The sequence below is a fragment of the Radicibacter daui genome (assembly GCA_030657355.1).
GTDB lineage: Bacteria > Pseudomonadota > Alphaproteobacteria > Radicibacterales > Radicibacteraceae > Radicibacter > Radicibacter daui.
Genome location: CP131056.1, coordinates 841259 through 861395 on the forward strand (window position 1 = coordinate 841259; position 20137 = coordinate 861395).

18 protein-coding genes are annotated in these 20137 nt (G+C 64.3%); 8 read left to right on the plus strand and 10 right to left on the minus strand.

Annotated features, from left to right (window positions below; translation table 11 throughout):
• Positions 1-26: 26 nt before the first annotated feature.
• The 8 genes from rsfS (at position 27) to QTL98_RS03965 (ending at position 8563) form a co-directional block, all read left to right on the plus strand.
• Positions 27-425, plus strand: a complete 399-nt coding sequence (gene rsfS, locus QTL98_RS03930) for a ribosome silencing factor (RefSeq protein ID WP_445680919.1) — start codon at positions 27-29, stop codon at positions 423-425.
• 13 nt (positions 426-438) lie between these two features.
• On the plus strand, positions 439-900 hold the full coding sequence (gene rlmH / locus QTL98_RS03935) for a 23S rRNA (pseudouridine(1915)-N(3))-methyltransferase RlmH (protein ID WP_445680920.1): 462 nt from the start codon (positions 439-441) through the stop codon (positions 898-900).
• A gap of 153 nt (positions 901-1053) precedes the next feature.
• Positions 1054-2241 carry a Na+/H+ antiporter NhaA gene (gene nhaA, locus QTL98_RS03940; RefSeq protein ID WP_445680921.1) on the plus strand — a complete coding sequence of 396 codons (1188 nt, stop codon included), beginning with the start codon at positions 1054-1056 and terminating at the stop codon, positions 2239-2241.
• Positions 2242-2448: 207 nt separating this feature from the next.
• Positions 2449-4029 (plus strand): 2,3-bisphosphoglycerate-independent phosphoglycerate mutase, encoded by a 1581-nt coding sequence (gene gpmI, locus QTL98_RS03945; RefSeq protein WP_445680922.1) that lies wholly within the window; start codon positions 2449-2451, stop codon positions 4027-4029.
• Positions 4030-4061: 32 nt separating this feature from the next.
• Positions 4062-5384 carry a murein hydrolase activator EnvC family protein gene (locus QTL98_RS03950; protein ID WP_445680923.1) on the plus strand — a complete coding sequence of 441 codons (1323 nt, stop codon included), beginning with the start codon at positions 4062-4064 and terminating at the stop codon, positions 5382-5384.
• Positions 5385-5447: 63 nt separating this feature from the next.
• Complete coding sequence (locus QTL98_RS03955) at positions 5448-6800, plus strand: S41 family peptidase (protein WP_445680924.1); 1353 nt, start codon at positions 5448-5450, stop codon at positions 6798-6800.
• 29 nt (positions 6801-6829) lie between these two features.
• A complete protein-coding gene (locus QTL98_RS03960) occupies positions 6830-8041 on the plus strand; it encodes a divergent polysaccharide deacetylase family protein (protein WP_445680925.1) in 1212 nt (403 codons plus the stop codon).
• Between the two features lie 27 nt (positions 8042-8068).
• Positions 8069-8563 carry an RNA pyrophosphohydrolase gene (locus tag QTL98_RS03965; RefSeq protein ID WP_445680926.1) on the plus strand — a complete coding sequence of 165 codons (495 nt, stop codon included), beginning with the start codon at positions 8069-8071 and terminating at the stop codon, positions 8561-8563.
• A gap of 33 nt (positions 8564-8596) precedes the next feature.
• On the opposite strand, the gene QTL98_RS03970 is transcribed toward QTL98_RS03965, so the two are convergent.
• The 10 genes from QTL98_RS03970 to QTL98_RS04015 all read right to left on the minus strand — a co-directional run bounded on the left by QTL98_RS03970 (position 8597) and on the right by QTL98_RS04015 (position 20020).
• Positions 8597-9130 (minus strand): PAS domain-containing protein, encoded by a 534-nt coding sequence (locus QTL98_RS03970; protein WP_445680927.1) that lies wholly within the window; start codon positions 9128-9130, stop codon positions 8597-8599.
• A 277-nt stretch (positions 9131-9407) separates the two neighbouring features.
• Positions 9408-9824, minus strand: coding sequence for a F0F1 ATP synthase subunit epsilon (locus QTL98_RS03975; RefSeq protein WP_445680928.1), 417 nt, complete (start codon positions 9822-9824; stop codon positions 9408-9410).
• Between the two features lie 88 nt (positions 9825-9912).
• Entirely contained in the window at positions 9913-11355 is a 1443-nt protein-coding gene (atpD, locus tag QTL98_RS03980; RefSeq protein ID WP_445680929.1) for a F0F1 ATP synthase subunit beta, read from the minus strand.
• Between the two features lie 46 nt (positions 11356-11401).
• A complete protein-coding gene (locus tag QTL98_RS03985; protein ID WP_445680930.1) occupies positions 11402-12289 on the minus strand; it encodes a F0F1 ATP synthase subunit gamma in 888 nt (295 codons plus the stop codon).
• Positions 12290-12370: 81 nt separating this feature from the next.
• Positions 12371-13906, minus strand: coding sequence for a F0F1 ATP synthase subunit alpha (gene atpA, locus QTL98_RS03990; RefSeq protein ID WP_445680931.1), 1536 nt, complete (start codon positions 13904-13906; stop codon positions 12371-12373).
• Positions 13906-14466 carry a F0F1 ATP synthase subunit delta gene (locus tag QTL98_RS03995; protein WP_445680932.1) on the minus strand — a complete coding sequence of 187 codons (561 nt, stop codon included), beginning with the start codon at positions 14464-14466 and terminating at the stop codon, positions 13906-13908. The genes atpA and QTL98_RS03995 overlap by 1 nt, the downstream gene beginning before the upstream one ends.
• A 361-nt stretch (positions 14467-14827) precedes the next feature.
• Positions 14828-16264 (minus strand): pyruvate kinase, encoded by a 1437-nt coding sequence (gene pyk, locus QTL98_RS04000; RefSeq protein ID WP_445680933.1) that lies wholly within the window; start codon positions 16262-16264, stop codon positions 14828-14830.
• A 170-nt stretch (positions 16265-16434) separates the two neighbouring features.
• On the minus strand, positions 16435-17532 hold the full coding sequence (locus tag QTL98_RS04005) for a PA0069 family radical SAM protein (RefSeq protein ID WP_445680934.1): 1098 nt from the start codon (positions 17530-17532) through the stop codon (positions 16435-16437).
• A 64-nt stretch (positions 17533-17596) separates the two neighbouring features.
• The gene (moaB, locus tag QTL98_RS04010) at positions 17597-18151 is read right to left on the minus strand and encodes a molybdenum cofactor biosynthesis protein B (RefSeq protein WP_445680935.1); all 555 of its coding nucleotides are present in this window, start codon (positions 18149-18151) and stop codon (positions 17597-17599) included.
• A 54-nt stretch (positions 18152-18205) separates the two neighbouring features.
• The gene (locus QTL98_RS04015) at positions 18206-20020 is read right to left on the minus strand and encodes a lytic transglycosylase domain-containing protein (protein WP_445680936.1); all 1815 of its coding nucleotides are present in this window, start codon (positions 20018-20020) and stop codon (positions 18206-18208) included.
• Between the last annotated feature and the right edge of the window lie 117 nt (positions 20021-20137).

Consider the following 20137-nt stretch of genomic DNA (forward strand, 5'->3'; position numbering starts at 1 on the left):
AACCTCGGATGAGTATTATACAAACCTTGACCGACCACGATCCCGCGCCCCGGTCTCGCCCCCTCCCTGGCCAGCATGGCGAAGACTATCTCGCCGTCGTCATGGCAACGCTGGAGACCAACAAGGCCGAGGATGTCGTCACCATCGATCTGCGGGGCAAGACCAGCATCGCCGATCACATGGTCATCTGCTCTGCCACTTCCTCCCGCGCCGTGGCCGCTATTGCCGGCCATATCGAGATGAAGCTCAAGGAGCATGGCTGCACCTGGCTGAAGGTCGAAGGTCTGCCGCAGGCGGACTGGGTGCTGATCGATGCCGGTGACGTGATCGTGCATTTGTTCCGCCCGGAAGTGCGCGAGTTCTACAACATCGAAAAGATGTGGGGTGTTGCCGGTCCGGTTCGTCCGGTCGCCGCCGACGCCTGAGCTTCCTTTCCCGATGCGTGTGACCATAGCCGCTGTGGGCCGGATGAAAAACGGCCCGCAGCGTTTGCTTTTTGACGAGTATACCGGCCGGCTCGGCTGGCCGCTCACCTTGCGCGAAATTGACATCCGCAAGCGCCTTTCCCCGGCGGAGCTGACGCGCGCCGAAGGCGAAGCGCTGCTGGAGGCGGTACCGGCCGGCGCCCGCATCGTGGTGATGGACGAGCGCGGGCGCAGCCTGCCCAGTTCCGATTTTGCCCGCACCCTCGGCCGCTGGCAGGAGGAAGGAGCGGGAGAGGTCGCCTTCCTTATTGGCGGGGCGGATGGGCACAGCGATGCTGTGCGCTCGCGCGCCTCGCTTCTGCTCTCATTCGGTGCCGCCACCTGGCCGCACATGCTTGCCCGCGTCATGCTGGCCGAGCAGATTTACCGGGCTCAGCAGATCCTCGCCGGTCACCCCTACCACCGCGAAGGTTGAAAAGGCCGCCCTCCCGGCCCCATGGGACACAATATGTCGCATCGGGCAGGCTTTCCGATGCGGAATACGCCTTTAGAAGGTTGATGCGGGAGCTGTAGCCGGCCATATACACGGCTTCGGCTTTTTCAAGAATTCAGGCGGTCGGGAGGTTCGATGATCCGCAAGAGCGTGAATGCCTTTCAGGAATTCCTGCAGCTCGAGGCTGCCGGCGGCATTGTCCTGATGATCGCAACGGTCATCGCCCTCATCTGCTCCAACTCCCCGCTGGCGGACCAATACCACCATCTGCTGGAACTCCCGATCGCGGTCAGCGTCGCCGGCGAGGGTATCAGCGGCCCGGTGCATTTCTGGATCAACGATGCGCTGATGGCGATTTTCTTCTTCGTCGTCGGCATGGAGATCAAGCGCGAACTGCTGACGGGTGACCTGTCGAGCTGGAAAAAAGCCTCGCTGCCCGTCATTGCTGCCCTTGGCGGCATGCTGGTTCCGGCGCTCATCTACATCTCCGTCGATAGCGGCGATCCCGAAGCCCTGCGGGGCTGGGCCATTCCGTCCGCCACCGACATCGCCTTTGCCGTTGGTGTGCTGTCGCTCCTGGGCTCGCGCATTCCACCGGCCCTGAAAGCCTTCCTGCTGGCTCTGGCGGTCATCGATGATTTCGGTGCCATCGTCATCATTGCGGTCTTCTTCAGTCACGGGCTTTCCGCCTTTGCGCTGCTGCTGGCGCTGCTTGGTATCATCGTTCTGCTGGTCCTCAACCGGCAGGGGGTGCGCAGTCCGGTTCCTTATATGCTGGTCGGCCTCTTCGTCTGGCTGTGCGTGCTGAAGTCGGGTGTGCATGCCACCGTTGCCGGCGTGGCCGTTGCCGCCTGCATTCCCGCCACGCCGGGCGAGGGTGAGGAGGACAGCCTGATGGACCGCATGATCCATGCACTGCATCCCTGGAGCGCCTTCCTCATCATGCCGGTTTTCGCCTTTGCCAATGCCGGGCTTTCTTTCGGCGACATGTCGGTGGATGACCTGAAGCACGGCGTTGCGCTCGGCGTTGCGCTCGGCCTTTTCGTGGGCAAGCAGATCGGCGTTCTCGGGGCCTGCTGGATCTTCATCAAGCTGGGCGTGTGCCACATGCCGGCGGGTGCCCGTTGGCCGGCGATGCATGGCGTTGCCGTGCTGTGCGGTATCGGCTTCACCATGAGCCTGTTTGTCGCCAACCTTGCTTTCCCCACCGCGCCGCATCTGGTCGATGCGTCCCGTCTTGGCGTGATGGTCGGTTCGGTTGCCTCCGCGCTGCTTGGTTATTTCCTGCTACGCTTCCAGCTGCCGCAGCGTAGCTCCAACTAGCGCCTGCCTCTCCGCGCTACCGCCTCCCGCGGCGTTTTTCTCCGAGCGGGGCGGTAGCGCTTTCAATCCGGTATCGCTAGAATCGTCTGCGAATTAAGGGGTGGCAGCAGCTGCCCCGGCGTGATTTCCCGCGCCGGTGGTGGTTCATTGCGCCTTGAAGGCCGCCGCCCCGGTCAACCCGTACCCGTGCTGGGAAGTGAGGAAGTCATGAGCGAGGTCAAGGGGACCAAGCGTCCGGTCGTGTTGTGTGTGCTGGATGGCTGGGGCTGGCGTGAGGAAGAGGACAACAATGCTGTCCGCCTTGCCAATACCCCGACCTTTGACCGTATCTGGGCTTCCTGCCCGACCGGCTTCCTCGATGCCAGCGGCCATGATGTCGGTCTACCGGACGGTCAGATCGGCAATTCCGAAGTCGGCCACATGAATATCGGCGCCGGCCGCGTGGTCTTCCAGGACCTGCCGATGATCGACAATGCGATCAACACCGGTGAACTCAAGACCAATGAAGCGCTGCAGGGGTTCATCGCGGCCCTGAAGGCTTCCGGCGGCACGGCCCATCTGTCAGGCCTCACCTCGCCGGGCGGCGTGCATGCCCACCAGCGCCATATTGCGGCCCTTGCGCGCGAGATCGCCAGCGCCGGTGTGCCGGTCATCATCCATGTCATCACCGACGGCCGCGACGTGCCGCCCAAGAGTGCGAAGGAGCAGCTCGAGGATTTCATCGGCAAGGATCTCGCCGGTGCTCCCGGGAAGATCACCCTCGGCACCGTTGTCGGCCGCTATTATTCGCTCGACCGCGATAATCGCTGGGAGCGTGTCAGTCTTGCCTACGATCTCTGGGTCAGTGGCAAGGCCGACAAGAAGGCTGCCGATGCCCCGTCCGCCATCCAGGCCGCCTATGATGAGGGCCTGACCGATGAATTCATCACCCCCGTCGTGCTCGGCGATTATGCCGGCATGAAGGATGGCGATGGTTTCCTGATGTGCAACTATCGCGCTGACCGTGCCCGCGAGATTCTCTCGGCGCTGGGCGAGGCGGGCTTTACCGGCTTCGAGCGCACGAAGATCATCAACTTCGCCGCCAAGGCCGGCATGGTGGAATATTCCGACAAGCTGAAGTCGGTGTTCCTGCCGCTTTTCCCGCCCAAGGACCTGCGCAACGTACTGGGCGAGGTGGTTGCCGCTGCCGGCAAGACGCAGCTGCGCATTGCCGAGACGGAGAAGTATCCGCACGTCACCTTCTTCCTTAATGGTGGCCGCGAAACCGAATTCGCCGGGGAAGAGCGCATCGTCGTCGCTTCGCCGAAGGTCGCGACCTATGACCTTCAGCCGGAAATGTCCGAGCCGGAAGTGGCAGCCAGGGTTGTTGCCGCAATCGACAGCGGCAAGTTCGACATGGTCGTCATCAACTTCGCCAACCCCGACATGGTCGGCCATTCCGGTGTGCTGGAAGCGGCGATCAAGGCGGTGGAAGCGGTCGATACCGGCCTCGGCCAGATGCTGGCTGCCATCGAGCGCCAGGGCGGTGCTGCGCTGGTGACGGCCGACCACGGCAATTGCGAGCAGATGTGGGACTATGAAAAGAACTGCCCCCATACCGCCCATACCCTCAACAAGGTGCCGGTGATCCTCGTTGGCGCACCGGCCGATGTCGAGAAGCTGCGCAATGGCCGCCTTGCCGATCTGGCGCCGACGGTGCTGGAGCTGATGGGCGTTGCCCAGCCGGCCGAGATGACCGGCGTCAGCCTGCTGAAGCCGGCAGCCGGGGCGGCGCAGGCCGCGGAATGAGGCGCTGACGTCGGCATGAGCCACGGGATGCCATGCGGCATGATCTGACCCCTCGTGGGCCCTTCGGGCGCAGCCGGGCACCTTTTGCCCGGCTGTTTGCCTGTCTGGTTTTTGCATTGCCCACCCTTATGCCGGTCCCGGTTCTGGCGGCTGGCGGGGAGGCCGATGGCAATGCCCGCTCGCTGCAGGACATCGAAAAACAGCTGGAAGCCAGCAAACAGGCCGTTGCCGGTTATGAAGGAACGGAGAAGGAAACCGCGGTCTCGCTCGACAAGCTGCGTGACCGCATGACGTCGCTTGCCGGCGACATGCAGCAGCGCGAGGCGCGCCAGCAGCAGCTGGAAGCGCAGGCGAACGAGCTTGAAGACAAGGAAGACGCGACCCTTGCCGATCTGGAGCGTGACCGCGGTACGCTCGGCGAGTTGCTGGCGGCGTTGCAGCGCTTTTCGCTCTACCCGCCGGAAGCGGCGCTTTTACGCGGCGACGACCCCGTCGCGGCCGTGCGCGGCGGCATGCTCATCTCTTCTGCGATGCCGGGTATCCGCGAGCGTGCCGATGCGCTTTCCGCCCGCCTCAAGGAACTCCATCAGCTGCGCGCCGATCTGGATGATCGCCGGGCCCAGCTCTCCGATGTGCGCGGAGACCTTGCGGCCAAGCGCGCCGAGCTTGAAGCCCTGATTGCCGAGCGCACCCAGCTTCTGGAGACCACGCGTGTGGCCCGCGCGGCGGAAAGTGCGCGGGCGGCCCGCCTTGCGGCCCGGGCCCGCGACATGCGCGACCTCATTGCCCGGCTGGAAGAAGAGCGCAAGCAGCGCGAGGCGGAAGAAGCGGCGGCAGCCGCCGCGGCCGCAGCAGCTGCCGAAGCGCAGCGCCAGCAGCAAGCGGCGCTTGCCGTGCCCATTCCGCTCAAACCCCAGCAGCCAGATGCCGCACCGGACAGGGCACCGGATCGTGGTAAGGAGATCAAGTTGCGCGGCGGGCTCGTCAAACCCGTCGCGGGACCCATCCTTACTTCCTATGGGGATGATGACGATACTGGTGAGCCGTTGCACGGCATTCGTTTTGCCGTCACACCCGGGGCCACGGTTGTGGCACCGGCGGCGGGACGTGTTGCCTATGCCGGGCCCTTCCGGGGCTTCGGGCAAATCTTGATCCTGGAACATTCCGGCGGATATCATAGCCTTATGGCTGGATTCGGCCGTATTGATGCTGCCGTCGGGCAGCGGGTCGAGGCGGGTGAGCCGGTAGGAACGGTCGAAGGACGCGGCGATACCTCGTCGCCGACTTTCTATTTCGAACTGAGGCAGGGTGGCGATCCGATCGACCCGGCCGAGGGAATAAGGGGGCGGGGCTGATAATGCTTGCCCTTCTAGGAAATGCTGACAGGTTGGCATAACGACAGCGGAAGGAACTGAGCCTTGACCCATGCTTCGCTCAAGCGCATTGGCAGCGGAATTCTAGCGGGCGCTTTGGCCTTTGCCGCGCCGCTACCCGTCTTTGCTGCCGATGGGTCTGATGCCGATACCTTCAAGTATCTGAGCCTCTTTGGCGACGTCTTCGAACGCGTCAAATCCGACTATGTCGACGAGGTCTCGGACGAGAAGCTGATCGAAGCGGCCATCTCCGGCATGCTCTCCTCGCTCGACCCGCACTCGTCCTACATGAACAAGGACAGTTTTTCCGACATGCGGGTGCAGACCAAGGGCGAGTTCGGCGGCCTTGGCATCGAGGTGACGCTGGAAGATGGCGCCATCAAGGTCGTCTCCCCCATCGAGGATACGCCCGCCTTCAAGGCCGGCCTGCAGCCCAATGACCTCATCATCGCCCTTGATGGCGAGCCGGTGGCCGGTCTTGATCTCCAGGCCGCCGTCGACAAGATGCGCGGCCCCGTCGGCACCGACATCAAGCTGACGGTCAAGCGCGGCGACCAGACCTTCGACGTCAGCCTGACGCGCGATGTCGTCAAGATCCGCTCCGTGCGACACGAGACCTATGGCGATGTCGGTTACATCCGCATCACCAGCTTCAACGAACAGGCCGAGCCGGGCCTGCTGGATGCGATCTCCGACATCAAGAAGAAGATCGGCGAGAACAAGGTGGAGGGCTACATCCTCGACCTGCGCTTCAATCCCGGCGGCCTGCTCGATCAGGCGGTTGCGGTCTCCGATGCCTTCCTCGACAGCGGCGAGATCGTCTCTACCCGCTCGCGCCGCAACGACAATGCCAGCCGCTTCAATGCCACGCCGGGCGATGTCATCGGCGGCAAGCCGCTGGTGGTGCTGATCAATGGCGGGTCGGCCTCCGCGTCCGAAATCGTCTCTGGCGCGCTGCAGGATCATCATCGTGCGGTGATCATGGGCACCCGCAGCTTCGGCAAGGGGTCTGTTCAGACGATTATCCCGCTCTCCGGCGGCAGCGCCCTGCGTCTGACGACCCAGCGCTACTACACGCCGTCGGGCCGCTCCATCCAGGCCAAGGGCATCGAGCCGGACATCAATGTGCCGCAGGCGCATCTGGAAGAGGTGACGCTCAACATCCAGCGGGAGGGCGATCTCAAGGGTGCGCTCGACGTGGATAACAAGAGCGGCAATCCGGCAGCCAAGCCGACCGACGCAGCGGCTCCGGCCGATGCCAAGGCCCCGGCAACCGGCACGACGGCGCCGGCGACGGGTGAGCCTGTCACCAAGCCGGCTTCCGATGAGGATTACCAGCTGATGCGGGCAATCGACCTTCTGCACGGTGTCGCGCTCTTCAAGCAGAGCGCGAACTGAGCCGCCCCCGCGCCGACGGCAGCGCCTAGATGGCTCGCAAGAGACAGAAGCAGGGCTACGGTGCCGACGCGATGACGTCGGCCCGCGGCACCTCGCTCCTGTCTCTGGTCAGCCTCCTGGTGCTGGCCGGTGTCGGTGCCGGCGGCGGGTACGTTTTCATGCGCCGGGACGAGGCACCCGCGATCATCGCCGCCAGCATGCCGCTGGTCGTCAGCCTGCCCGGCAAGGAGATGGTCGAGCGCCACCATCCGATGGCAGAGCCGGAGGCAGCTCACGGGGATGAGGCTGCTGCTGGTGATGACCATGCGATGACCCACGAGCCGGCCGCCGGGGAGCATGGCAGTGCTCCGGCGGAAGATCATGGTACGGAGCATGTAGCCGAGGGCGGTGCGGCCGCGCATGGCGAAGGCACGATGCCGGAGCTGGGAGCGGGCCAGCTGGCGCCGGCACCGCTGGCGGAAATCACCGAGACCATACCCGGCGTCGGTGAGGTGCCCCGCCTCGGCAAGGACGGACGTCAGGCCTGGCAGGTTTACGCCCGGCCTTTTGATGCTGCCGATACCCGCCCGCGCATTGCCATCGTGGTCAGCGAGCTCGGCCTTTCCGCCGATATGACCGAGGCGGCAAGCCGCCTGCTCGATCCGGCGGTGACATTTGCGTTCCTGCCCTTCCCGGCAGCCGCGCCGGTCAAGGACCAGGTGGTTTCCACCCGGGCGGAAGGGCATGAGGCGCTGGTGATGGTGCCGATGGAACCCGCTGACTATCCCGCGAGCGATCCCGGCCCCAACAGCCTGCTGGTCCACCTGACCGAGGCAGATAACCGCACCCGCCTCCTCAAGGCGCTGGCCGCCGTACCCGGCGCCGTTGGCATCCTTCCCTTCATGGGGGACGGGTTCCTGGCGGATGGCGAGATGGTGACCCCGCTCATGAATTCTCTGCGCGATCGTGGCCTGCTCTACATGGGCGTCGGTAGCGGCTCCTCCAGCCTGGCGCCGGTCGCCCATCAGCTCAACGTCACCTTCGTCCATCGTGACCTGATGCTGGATGAGCAGCCGACGGCTGCCGGCGTTGCCGCCGAACTGGCGAAGCTGGAAGAAAAGGCCCGCCATGACGGGGCGGCCGTAGCAGTGACGCGGCCTTATCCGGTGGTACTGCAGGCCATTGCCAACTGGACGCGCGACCTCGGGCAGCGCGGTATCGCGCTGGCGCCGCTCAGCGCCGTTATCAATCACCAGCCCTGATCAGAAAAGAAGCGGGAGAGAGCCCCTATGTCCGCCGAGGATAAGCCCTACCGACCCTGCGTCGGCCTGATGCTCATCGACGGGCGCGGCAAGGTCTGGATGGGTCACCGTAGCGATTTGCCGGCCGATGCGAATGATGGCGCCTGGCAGATGCCGCAGGGCGGTATCGACAAGGGTGAGGAGCCGCTGCCGGCCTGTTTGCGCGAGATGGAAGAGGAGATCGGGTTACCGGCCTCTGGCGTCGAGATCCTCGCCGAGGCACCCGGCTGGTTCAAATATGATTTCCCGGATGACGTGCCAACCAAGCGCCGCCGGGGTTTTGCCGGCCAGACCCAGAAATGGTTCCTCGCCCGCCTGACGGCCGATGCATCGGCCATCGACGTAACCGGGGTCGAGCATCCCGAGTTCGACCGTTGGGAGTGGGTTGATCTGGCGGAAGTAACCGGCCGGGTTGTCGCTTTCAAGCGCGACGTCTACCGCCAGGTCGTGGCGGCCTTTGCGCCGCTGATCGGGAAGAACTGACCCCTGTGGGCCGGCAGGCGCCGGCCTTGCCTCTTATTGGGCGGCGACCGCTTCGGCGCATGGCGCGGGGGCCGTGGCGCGGTGACGGCTCGGGCAATACTGGGCTCCGAAGCTGACGGCACCGATCATGCGCTCGACCCGGCCGGTACCGGATTCGGAGAGCGGGGCCAGCACCCATTCAAAAGCGGCCATCTGCAGGTTGGCCAGGTTGGAGGCGCTGTGGCCGGCCACCGGGCGGCGGGTCTCATAGACGCAGTTGAGCGATTCGATCCACATGTCCCGGCGCTCGCCGGAATAGATCTCATCGATCCACATGCCGGCCAGATTGACGCCGACCTGGTCGCGGATCTGGCCACCCAGCAGCTTCAGCCGATAGCGCGGAGGCATCTCGGCGCCGGACTCCACCACCTCGATAATGAGGAGGTCGGGCAGCAGCGACGGTGGCACGGCCAGCGGGTCAAAATCGCCACTGACGGGCGCGCGGCGTCCGGCACAGATCTGGTGCCAGTGGGCGTAGAGCGCGCGGGTTGACGGGGCACAGAGCAGTTCAGGCGTAAGGCGGTGCATCTGATCTTGTTTCCAAGCGGCAGAACGTCACAAGGCCGCGCTGGCGAGCAGGCTCGCGCACGGAGGGTGTGACATCGGCTTTTTTCATCAGCAGGTGCCGCGCAATCGGGGCCTTTTTCTGCAGGCAGAGCGCGGCGCTCGTTGGCGGAAACGGGTGAGGGGCCTTTAGCGCAGATGGGCAAGCAAAAGGGCCGCTCGTTTCCGGCGGCCCTTTAATCCTCCAACAGCGCGTCGCTGTCGAACGGCGTTTTTGCAAGGCAGCAATGTGCCCCGCTGATCAGACCACCAGCTCGCCGGTCACAGCCTGCAGACGGGCCTTGGCAAGAAGCAGGGCAGCTTCGGCCTTGGCGCGCTCGTCGTCGCTCTTGGCGTCTGCCACGTCTTCGTTCAGGTCCTTGATTTCCTGCTCGATATTGGCGCGGTGCAGCTGGGCCACGTCGATGGCGGTCTCCGCCAGAACGGTGCACTTGCTGTTGCTCACCTCGACAAAACCGCCGGCCACGAAAATGCGGCGCTGGATTTCAGTGCCCTTGTAGATGTCGATAGTGCCGGGCTGGAGCGTGGCGATCAGCGGGCTCATATCCGGCAGAACGCCGAGATAGCCCTCGCTGCCCGGCACAACGACCATGTCCACCAGCTCGCTGGAGAGCAGCCGTTCCGGGGACACCAGCTCGAACTGTACCTTGTCGCTCATCGTCCGTTTGTCCTGTTCAATGCTCGCTTCAGATCATGCCCCCGGATGCCGGTGAGGGCATCCGGGGGAGGACCGTCCGATGTGCCTATCAGGCGGCAGAGGCCAGCTTCTTGGCCTTCTCGACAGCCTGCTCGATGGTGCCGACCATGTAGAAGGCCTGCTCCGGCAGATGGTCGTACTGGCCTTCCACGATGCCCTTGAAGGAGCGGATCGTGTCTTCCAGAGCCACGAACACACCCGGGGTACCGGTGAAGACTTCGGCCACGTGGAACGGCTGGGAGAGGAAGCGCTGCAGCTTGCGGGCGCGGGACACCACCAGCTTCTGCTCTTCGGTCAGCTCGTCCATGCCAAGGATGGCGATGATGTTCTGCAGGGACTTGTATTCCTGCAGGATGCTCTGCACCGCACGGGCGGTGTTGTAGTGCTCTTCGCCGACGATGCGCGGGTCCAGCGCACGGCTGGTGCTGTCCAGCGGGTCAACGGCCGGGAAGATCGCCTGCTCGGCGATCGAACGGCTAAGAACCGTGGTGGCATCGAGGTGGGCGAACGAAGTAGCCGGAGCCGGGTCGGTCAGGTCGTCGGCGGGCACATAGATGGCCTGCACCGAGGTGATCGAGCCCTTCTTGGTCGAGGTGATACGCTCCTGCAGGGCGCCCATGTCGGTGGCCAGCGTCGGCTGGTAACCCACGGCGGACGGGATGCGGCCGAGCAGGGCGGACACTTCGGAACCGGCCTGGGTGAAGCGGAAGATGTTGTCCACGAAGAACAGCACGTCCTGACCTTCCTCATCGCGGAAATATTCCGCCATGGTGAGGCCGGTCAGGCCGACGCGGGCACGGGCTCCGGGCGGCTCGTTCATCTGGCCGTAGACGAGGGCCACCTTGGAGCCTTCGGTCGAACCGTCTTCGGCGATCTTGATGACGCCGCTGTCGATCATCTCGTGGTAGAGGTCGTTGCCCTCACGGGTACGCTCACCCACACCGGCGAACACGGACACGCCGCCGTGGCCCTTGGCGATGTTGTTGATCAGCTCCTGGATCGTCACGGTCTTGCCGACGCCGGCGCCGCCGAACAGGCCGATCTTGCCACCCTTGAGGTACGGCGCCAGAAGGTCGACGACCTTGATGCCGGTGACCAGAACCTGGGCTTCGCTCGACTGGTCGACGAAGTCCGGGGCCGGACGGTGGATCGGGTAGCTGTGCTTGGACTTGACCGGAGCGCGATCGTCAACCGGCTCGCCGATGACGTTCAGGATGCGGCCGAGCACTTCCGGGCCAACCGGCACGGTGATGGCGTTGCCGGTATCCGAAACGGCGGAGCCACGCACCAGACCGTCGGTGCTGTCCATGGCGATGCAGCGCACGGTGTGCTGGCCAAGGTGCTGGGCGACTTCGAGCACCAGCTTCTTGTCGCCGTTCTCGGTGGTCAGGGCGTTCAGGATCGCCGGCAGTTCGCCGTCGAACTGGACGTCAACGATAGCGCCCATGACCTGGGTGATCTTGCCGACGCTGTTGGCGGATTTCGTTGCCATGTTGAGATCCTCTCCTCTGGGATCAAGTCGTGCTCGGGGCCGAGCGTCAGAGCGCCTCAGCGCCCGAGATGATTTCGATAAGTTCCTTGGTGATGGCGGCCTGACGCGAGCGGTTGTACTGCTGCGTCAGCTTGCGGATCATCTCGCCCGCGTTGCGGGTCGCGTTGTCCATTGCCGTCATCTGGGCGCCCATCTCACCGGCGGCGCTTTCCTGCAGGGCAGTGAAGATCTGCACTGCGAGGTTGCGCGGCAGCAGATCGCGCAGGATCTGCTCTTCGTCCGGCTCGAATTCGTAAAGCGCCTTGGCTTCGCCGGCGCCGGCATCTTCCGCCACTTCCGGCAGGGCGGTCGGCACCATCTGGGTCACCGTCACGATCTGCGTCATCGCAGACTTGAAGCGGTTGTAGACCACGGAGCAGACGTCGAACTCGCCGGCGGCATACATGCCGAGAATCTTCTCGGTGACCATGTCAGCTTCGCTGAAATGGACACCCTTCTTGCCGATGCCGGTCCAGGCCTCGACGATCAGCGAGCTGAACTCCCGGCGCAGCATGTCGCGGCCCTTGCGGCCCACGATCAGCAGCTTCACGGTCTTGCCGGCCTGCTGCAGCGCCACGACACGGCGGCGGGTTTCGCGCACGATCGAGGCGTTGAAGGCGCCGCACAGGCCGCGGTCGGCGGTGACGACGAGCAGCAGGTGCGTGTCATCCTTGCCGGTGCCCGAGAGCAGCGGGGAGGCGTCGGTACCGGCGCCAACGTTGCGGGCGAGGGATTCGATAATCCCGGCCATGCGCTCGGCGTAGGGACGGCTCGCTTCCGCGGCGTCCTGGGCCCGGCGCAGCTTCGCCGCAGCAACCACCTTCATTGCGGAGGTGATCTTCTGCGTCGACTGAACGCTGGATATCCGGTTTTTAAGGTCCTTGAGACTGGGCATTCCGGTTTCCCGTCAGATAACGGTCTGGAGCCACTTGTTCATCCCCGCCCCGGAAAGCCGAAGCGGGGATGAAAAGCGGGATCAGGCGACGAAGACCTTGGCGAAGTCGTTCAGGAAAGCGACCAGCTTCTTCTTCGTATCGTCCGACAGGACCTTCTCCTTGCGGATGGCGTCCAGAATGTCGGTGCCCTTGGAGCGGATCTCGTCGAGCATCTCGGCCTCATAGCGGGTCACCGCATTGGTCGGGAGCTTGTCGAGGAAGCCGTTGGTGCCGGCGAAAATCGACACAACCTGCTCTTCAACCGGCATCGGGCGATACTGCGGCTGCTTCAGGAGCTCGGTGAGGCGGGCGCCACGGGCGAGCAGACGCTGGGTCGCGGCATCGAGGTCGGAGGCGAACTGGGCGAACGCTTCCATTTCACGATACTGGGCAAGCTCCATCTTGATGGAACCGGCAACCTGCTTCATCGCCTTGATCTGCGCGGCGGAACCGACGCGGCTCACGGAGAGGCCGACATTGATGGCCGGGCGGATGCCCTTGTAGAACAGCCCGGTCTCAAGGAAGATCTGGCCGTCGGTGATGGAGATGACGTTGGTCGGGATATAGGCGGACACGTCGCCGGCCTGGGTCTCGATGACCGGCAGGGCGGTGAGGGAGCCGTTCCCGTTTTCGTCGTTCATCTTGGCCGCACGCTCGAGCAGGCGGCTGTGAACGTAGAACACGTCACCCGGATAGGCTTCGCGGCCCGGCGGACGGCGCAGCAGCAGCGACATCTGGCGGTAAGCGACGGCCTGCTTGGAGAGATCATCATAGATGATCAGGGCATGGCGGCCGCTGTCGCGGAAGAATTCGCCCATGGCGCAGCCGGTGTAGGGCGACAGGTACTGCAGCGGGGCCGGCTCGGAAGCGGTAGCGGCGACCACGATGGTGTAGTCGAGCGCGCCGTTCTCTTCGAGGGCCTTCACGAACTGGGCAACGGTGGAGCGCTTCTGGCCGATAGCGACGTAGATGCAGTAAAGCTTCTCGCTCTCGTCCTTGGCGCTGTCGTTGATCTTCTTCTGGTTGATGATTGCGTCCAGAGCGACGGCGGTCTTGCCGGTCTGGCGGTCACCGATGATCAGCTCGCGCTGGCCACGGCCGACGGGAACCAGGGCGTCGAGCGCCTTGATGCCGGTCTGCATCGGCTCATGCACGGACTTGCGCGGGATGATGCCCGGCGCCTTCATCTCGACGCGGCGACGCTCGACATTGGCGAGCGGGCCCTTGCCGTCGATCGGGTTGCCGAGGCCGTCAACCACGCGGCCGAGCAGGCCGAGGCCGACGGGCGTGTCAACGATGGCGCCGGTACGCTTGACGGTATCACCTTCGCGGATGCCACGGTCATCACCGAACACAACGATACCGACATTGTCGGTCTCGAGGTTCAGCGCCATGCCCTTTTCGCCGCTGGCGAATTCGACCATCTCACCGGCCTGGACCTTGTCGAGGCCATGGACGCGGGCAACACCGTCACCGACGGAGAGAACCGTGCCGACTTCGGCAACGTTCGATTCGGTACCGAAATTCGCAATCTGATCCTTCAGAATCGCGGAAATCTCAGCGGCGCGGATTTCCATCAGGCAACCCCTTTCATCGCAAGCTGGAGCTTGTTGAGCTTCGTGCGCACAGAGCTGTCGATCATGCGCGAGCCGACTTTGACAACCATGCCGCCGATCAGCGAAGGATCGACGGAAACGGAGATGGAGACCTTGGAGCCAACCGCCTGCTTGAGGGCATCCTCAAGCGCGGAGCTCTGGCTCTTGGTCAGATTCTTGGCCGTGACGACGTCGGCGGTCAGCTCCCCGCGGCGACGGGCCAGTTCGGCCAGGAAGGTGTCGATGATCTGCTCAAGCAGATAAAGACGGTGGTTATGCGCCAGCACGCCGCCAAGGTTACGGATAACCTCGTTGGCACCGGCCTTGGCCAGAATGCTGTTGATGGCCTTCGCCTGCTCATCCGCGCCGATCAGCGGCGATGTCAGCAGAGCGCGCAGATCCGCGGATTCGGCGATGACCGCCTTCAGCGAGACGAGGTCGGCCTCGACCGCATCGATGATCTTCTTTTCGTCGCTCAGTTCGAACAGGGCGGTTGAGTACCGCTCCGCCAACTGGATCGAGCCGCTGCCTGCAGATGCCACGGGAACCCTCAGCTTCGGTAATAGGCTATGCCCCTTGCCACCCCCTGCCGCGCATGGGCTGCGAGGCGGTTTTCAGGCAGGCAAAATTCAGGGCAGATGCTCTCCACCCCTCAAGGCAGCGGGTGTTTAACACACGGTCTTGGGGGGTGCAACCATGGCCGACGGGCAGGCAAAGCCTTTTTCTGTCCCGTGGCGCGAGCCGGGATTTGAAGAGATCGGTAAGGGGCTATGCGGAGCAGAAAATGCTGCGGTGCGGCGTCCCGTTTTGTCCCGTAATTTGGTGCCGTCGGACAAGGTGTCAGCAGACCGGCAAAGAAAAGCGGAGCCCCGAGGGGCTCCGCCTTATACCGCGTCCGACAGGTCAGTCGACTGTGGTAATACGTAGCATGTTGGTGGTGCCGGCCTGTCCGAAAGGCACGCCGGCGGTGATCACCACCGAATCACCCGACTTGGCAAAACCCAGCGCCTTGGCAGTGTCGCGGGCCACCGGGCCGTATTTGGTGATGTGGTCGGATTCGTTGTTGACCACCGAGTGTACGCCGAAGCTCAGCATCATGCGGCGCGCCACGCGGAAGTTCGGCGTGATGCACAGGATGGGCTGGTGCGGACGCTCGCGGCAGGCGCGCAGCGTGGTGTAGCCGGAGGAGGTGTAGGTCACGATGCACTTGGCATCGATGGTGATCGCCACCTGGTTGGCAGACGCCGTGATGGCATCCGCCAGCGTGTGCTCGGGCTCGACCTTGTTGCTGTCGATCATGTCGCGGTAGATCGGGTCGCTCTCAACCCGCTCGGCAATGCGGTTCATGATCGAGACGGCTTCGACCGGGTAGGAGCCGGCGGCGGTTTCGGCCGAGAGCATGACGGCGTCGGCGCCATCGAACACGGCGGTCGCCACGTCGGAGGCTTCGGCGCGCGTCGGTGTCGGCGAGTTGACCATCGATTCCAGCATCTGGGTGGCGACGATCACCGGCTTGCCGGCCTGGCGGCAGGCGCGGACGATACGCTTCTGGATCGCCGGCACTTCTTCGGCCGGCATTTCGACGCCAAGGTCGCCGCGGGCGACCATCATGCCGTCCACCAGCTTCACGATCTCGTCGAGATGCTTGATGGCCGACGGCTTTTCCATCTTGGCCAGGAGAGCAGCACGGCCCTTGATGAGCGAATGGCCAAGTTCGATGTCTTCCGGGCGCTGCACGAAGGACATCGCGATCCAGTCCACACCGAGCTCGACGGCGAATTCCAGATCCTTGCGGTCCTTCTCGGTCAGCGCGTCGAGCGGCAGGATGACGCCCGGCACGTTCACGCCCTTGCGGTCCGACAGCTTGCGGCCGACGGTCACTTCGCATTCGGCATGGTCGGGGCCGTGGCTGATCACGCGCAGGCGCACATTGCCATCATCGAGCAGCAGGTCGGTGCCGTCTTCCAGCGCCGCGAAGATTTCCGGGTGCGGCAGTTGCACACGCTCGGTGTTGCCCAGGGCCGGATCGAGGTCGAGGCGGAACTTCTGGCCGGGGACCAGTTCGATCTTGCCTTCGGCGAACTTGCCCACGCGCAGCTTCGGGCCCTGCAGGTCGGCCATGATGGCGACGGGGCGGTTCAGCTCTTCTTCCATCTGCCGGATCGCGCGGTAGCGCTCGGCATGATCTTCGTGGGCGCCGTGGCTGAAATTCAGGCGGAAGACATCCACGCCAGCTTCAAGGAGCCGCCGGATCATTTCCGGGCTGCTGGAGACGGGACCGATGGTGGCAACGATCTTGGTATTCCGGGAGCGACGAAGACCGGAACGGGGGAGGGTCATGTGACCGCCTCTTCACCTGGCTAGCGTGGCAGAAACGAACGGCTTTGAAACAGAGGTAAGCGGTTCCGTGTAGGCCGATGGGTGCCCCGCTTTGGGCAGGTTGTCAATGCCGGGGTGATGTTGCAACGCAAGAAAACGAAACGGAAGAAAGGAAAAAACTCTTTCGAATGTCATAAAAATGATAACTGTTCGCCTGCTCTCGGCGGGCGCCGGAAAAGACCGGTTTCGAACCGCCAGGCCCGATCCGTAAGCCCGTTTCGTTTCCTGGCCAGTAAATGGCGTGCCCTGATCTGCTGCGCATATGGCCCGTCACCCACCATGCGGTGGCCGAAGCGGGAATCATAAAGCGCGCCGCCCCGGCACTGCTTCATCAGGCTGAGCACGCGCGCCTGCCGGTCGGGGAAATGGGCGCCGAGCCATTCCTCGAACAGTGGTCCGATCTCCAGCGGCAGGCGCAGCAGCACATAACTCGCGCTGGAGGCGCCGGCCTCGGCCGCTGCTTCCAGCAGGGATTCGATTTCATGATCGTTAAGCCCGGGGATAAGCGGGCTTGTCAGCACCGCCACCGGAATGCCGGCGGCGCTGAGCTGCCTCACCGCCTCAAGCCGGCGCCGCGGGCTGGAGGCACGGGGCTCCATGACGCGGGCAAGGTGCCCGTCGAGCGTGGTCACGGAAACGCAAACCGCCGCCAGCCGCTTTTCGGCCATCGGTGCCAGCAGGTCGATATCGCGAGCAACCAGTGCCGATTTGGTGATGATGCCGAGCGGCTGGTTGAACTCGGCCATCACCTCGATGATCCGCCGCGTCAGCCGCTGCTGGCGCTCGACCGGCTGATAGGGGTCAGTGTTGCTACCGAGGGCGATGGGCTGGCACTGGTATCCGGGCTTGCTGAGCGCGGCTTCCAGCAGGCGGGGGGCTTCCGGTTTGAAAAACAGCCGGGTTTCGAAATCGAGGCCCGGCGAAAGTCCGAGCCAGGCATGGGTGGGGCGGGCAAAACAATAGATGCAGCCATGCTCGCAGCCCCGATAGGGGTTGAGAGACTGCTCGAAGGGGATGTCCGGGCTGTCGTTGCGGGTGATGATGGTGCGTGCCCTGTCGGGCTCCAGCGTGGTGGCGAAGGGCGGGACCTCTTCTTCCCCCTCCTGCTGCCATCCATCGTCAAAGCTCTCGCGCTGCGTCGCCTCGAAGCGCCCGTCCCGGTTGGAGACGGCGCCGCGCCCCTTGAGCGCGTCGGTGCCCTGCTTGAGATGGTGCGGCGAGTTATCCATGCCGGCGAGTATAGCGCCGACATGGAACAAAACAAGAACATCAGTGGATGGCGGAAGCCTCTCCTTAGCGCTCGCGCAGACGGGGCATCAGTTCCACGAAATTGCAGGGCCGGTGGCGGATATCGAGCTGCCAGCGCAGAATCTCGTCCCAGCCGTCACGGCAGGCGCCGGTGCTGCCGGGCAGGGCGAACAGATAGGTGCCGCGGGCAACGCCGGCGGTAGCGCGGGACTGGATGGTTGAGCTGCCGATCTTGGCAAGGCTTATCCAGCGGAACATCTCGCCGAAGCCGGCGATCTCCTTTTCCCATACCCGGGCAAAGGCTTCCGGTGTCACGTCGCGGCCGGTCACTCCGGTGCCCCCGGTGGTGATGACCACATCCACCTGCTCGTCGTCGATCCAGCCATTGAGGGCGGCGACGATGGCATCCGCGTCGTCCTTGATGATCGCGCGGGCTGCCAGCACGTGGCCAGCCTCTTTCAGCCGGGCCACCAGTGTGTCGCCGGAGGTGTCGTTGGCGGCGGTGCGTGTATCTGAGATGGTGGCGACGGCGATGCGCACGGGCACGAAGGTGCGGGCAGTATCGATCCGGGAGGCGGGATCAACGGTCTTGTCGGTCATGGCTCACTCACTTGCCGGCGGGCCGGCAAGTGCAGGTGAGGCAGCCTGCCGGCGTCAGGTTTGCGGTTCTTCCACCACGAAGCGCGCCGTCGGGGCGCCGGGCGGAATATAGGTCGGCCAGTCACCCTGAACGATCTGGTCCAGGCTGGTGGAAGGCTGGCCGAAGCGCTGCTGGTAAAGCCAGTAGTTGGCCAGCACATGCAGCACATGAACCCGCGTCTCTTCAACCGGTATCATCTCGATATAGAGCAGCGGGTCCTTGGATTTGATCTGGCTGTCCCAGCGCTTCAGGTTACCGGGGCCGCCATTGTAGGCGATCGCCATCTTGATGAGGTTGCCTTCGATGCCCGGCAGCGTCAGCAGCTCGCTGATATAGGCATCTCCGATGATCGTGCTGTTCAGCGGATCGCGCAGATCGCTGATCACGTTCGTGGACAGGCCTGCCGAGCCGGCGACGTAGCGCGCCGTCATCGGCATGATCTGCATCAGGCCGATCGCGCCGGCGCCGCTGCGGGCTTCGGGCTCGAAACGGGATTCGCGCTTCATGAAGGCGAGCACCAGTGCCGGGTCCACCTGATAGCCGCCGGGCGGCGTCCAGGACGGAACCGGATAGAGCGCGTCGTCGAAATAACCACCATCCTGCCGGGTGAAGGTGTTGCCCAGCATCAGCGACAGGCGCGGCAGGCGGCCGTAATCGGCCAGCGCCACCAGCCCTTCGGTGACGAGATAGTCACCGGCCGGATCGATGCGCTTCAGCTCTTCTTCCGCCAGCTCGCGCTGGCCGACCTGCAGCAGCGCAATGGCGCGGAAGGCACCCGGGCGCTTGGCAAGCGCGGTGATATGCGCATGGGTAAGGGCCGGCGCATGCCAGTTGAAATCCAGATCGGTGCCCAGCCAGCGCGCGGCGATCAGCCCATAGAAGGTGTGCGGCCAGGCCGCGGCATCTTCCAGATGCCGGGTTACCTCGTCGCCCTTGTGCATGCGCAGCGCCGTGCGCGCCGCCCAGTAGGCGCCGGCAGAACGGTCCCAGGCCGAGGCCCAGTTGGAATTCGAGAGGCTGTCGAAGAACGGATAGGCCTGCTGGTACTTGCCCAGACGCCAGGCAGCAAGGCCGCCATACCACAGCCCGCCCGGCGCCACTTCGCCTTCACCCGCCAGCAGGCCCTTGGCGGCGGCAAGCGCCGCTGCGTCCTGGCCCCGACGGAAGAAGATTTCCGCAAGGCGCCCCAGCAGCTGGTTGGCATCGGCGTCGTCGATCTCGCTGCGATGGGACAGCAGGAAGGAAGAGGCCTTGGCATAAGCACGGCGCGAGACCATGTCACGCGCCTGAACCAGATATTCCTGCGAACGCCTGTTCGCCGCCGCATCCAGCGTGGTGTTGGAAATCACCGCCGGGGGCGCGAAGCCGAACGCCTCGATATTGCCTTCCGAGATGACGGACGGCGTTGCCGGGCGCTTCGGACCGGCAACGCCGGCGGGTTTTCGCTTGAGTGCCAGCGAATAGACACGGTCTGCCCCGGGCAGGTCGTTATAGCGCTTCAGCCAAGCGGTCAGCTCCTCGTAGGTGGAGGTCCAGCCATCGGGATGCATGTAACGCTGATAGAGCACATAGCCCATCAGGCGCTTGTCGGTGACCTGGGCAATCAGCTTGTCGGCCGTATCCCAGTCGGCATCGTCCTGCGCATCGAAAATCTGCTTGTAGCGCTCGATATCGGACGCGCTGAGGCCGACATTGCCGAAACTCACCTTGCCCGGCAGCAAATGCCCCGGATTGAGTGCCGCGATCTGCACTTCGCCATCGGCGTGGGCGCTCGCCGGCAGGATTGCCGGGGCCGCCACCAGTGCCGCAAGGCACGCGCCCGCAACCAAGGTAGCGCGCACAGTCCTTGCGACAGTGCGAAACGCCTCCCCCGGCCGGAAGCCAGCAAAGGCTCCAGCGCTGCTTTTGGACCAGTCTTTTTTCACGCGTCGTTGCGCCTCTTGGTT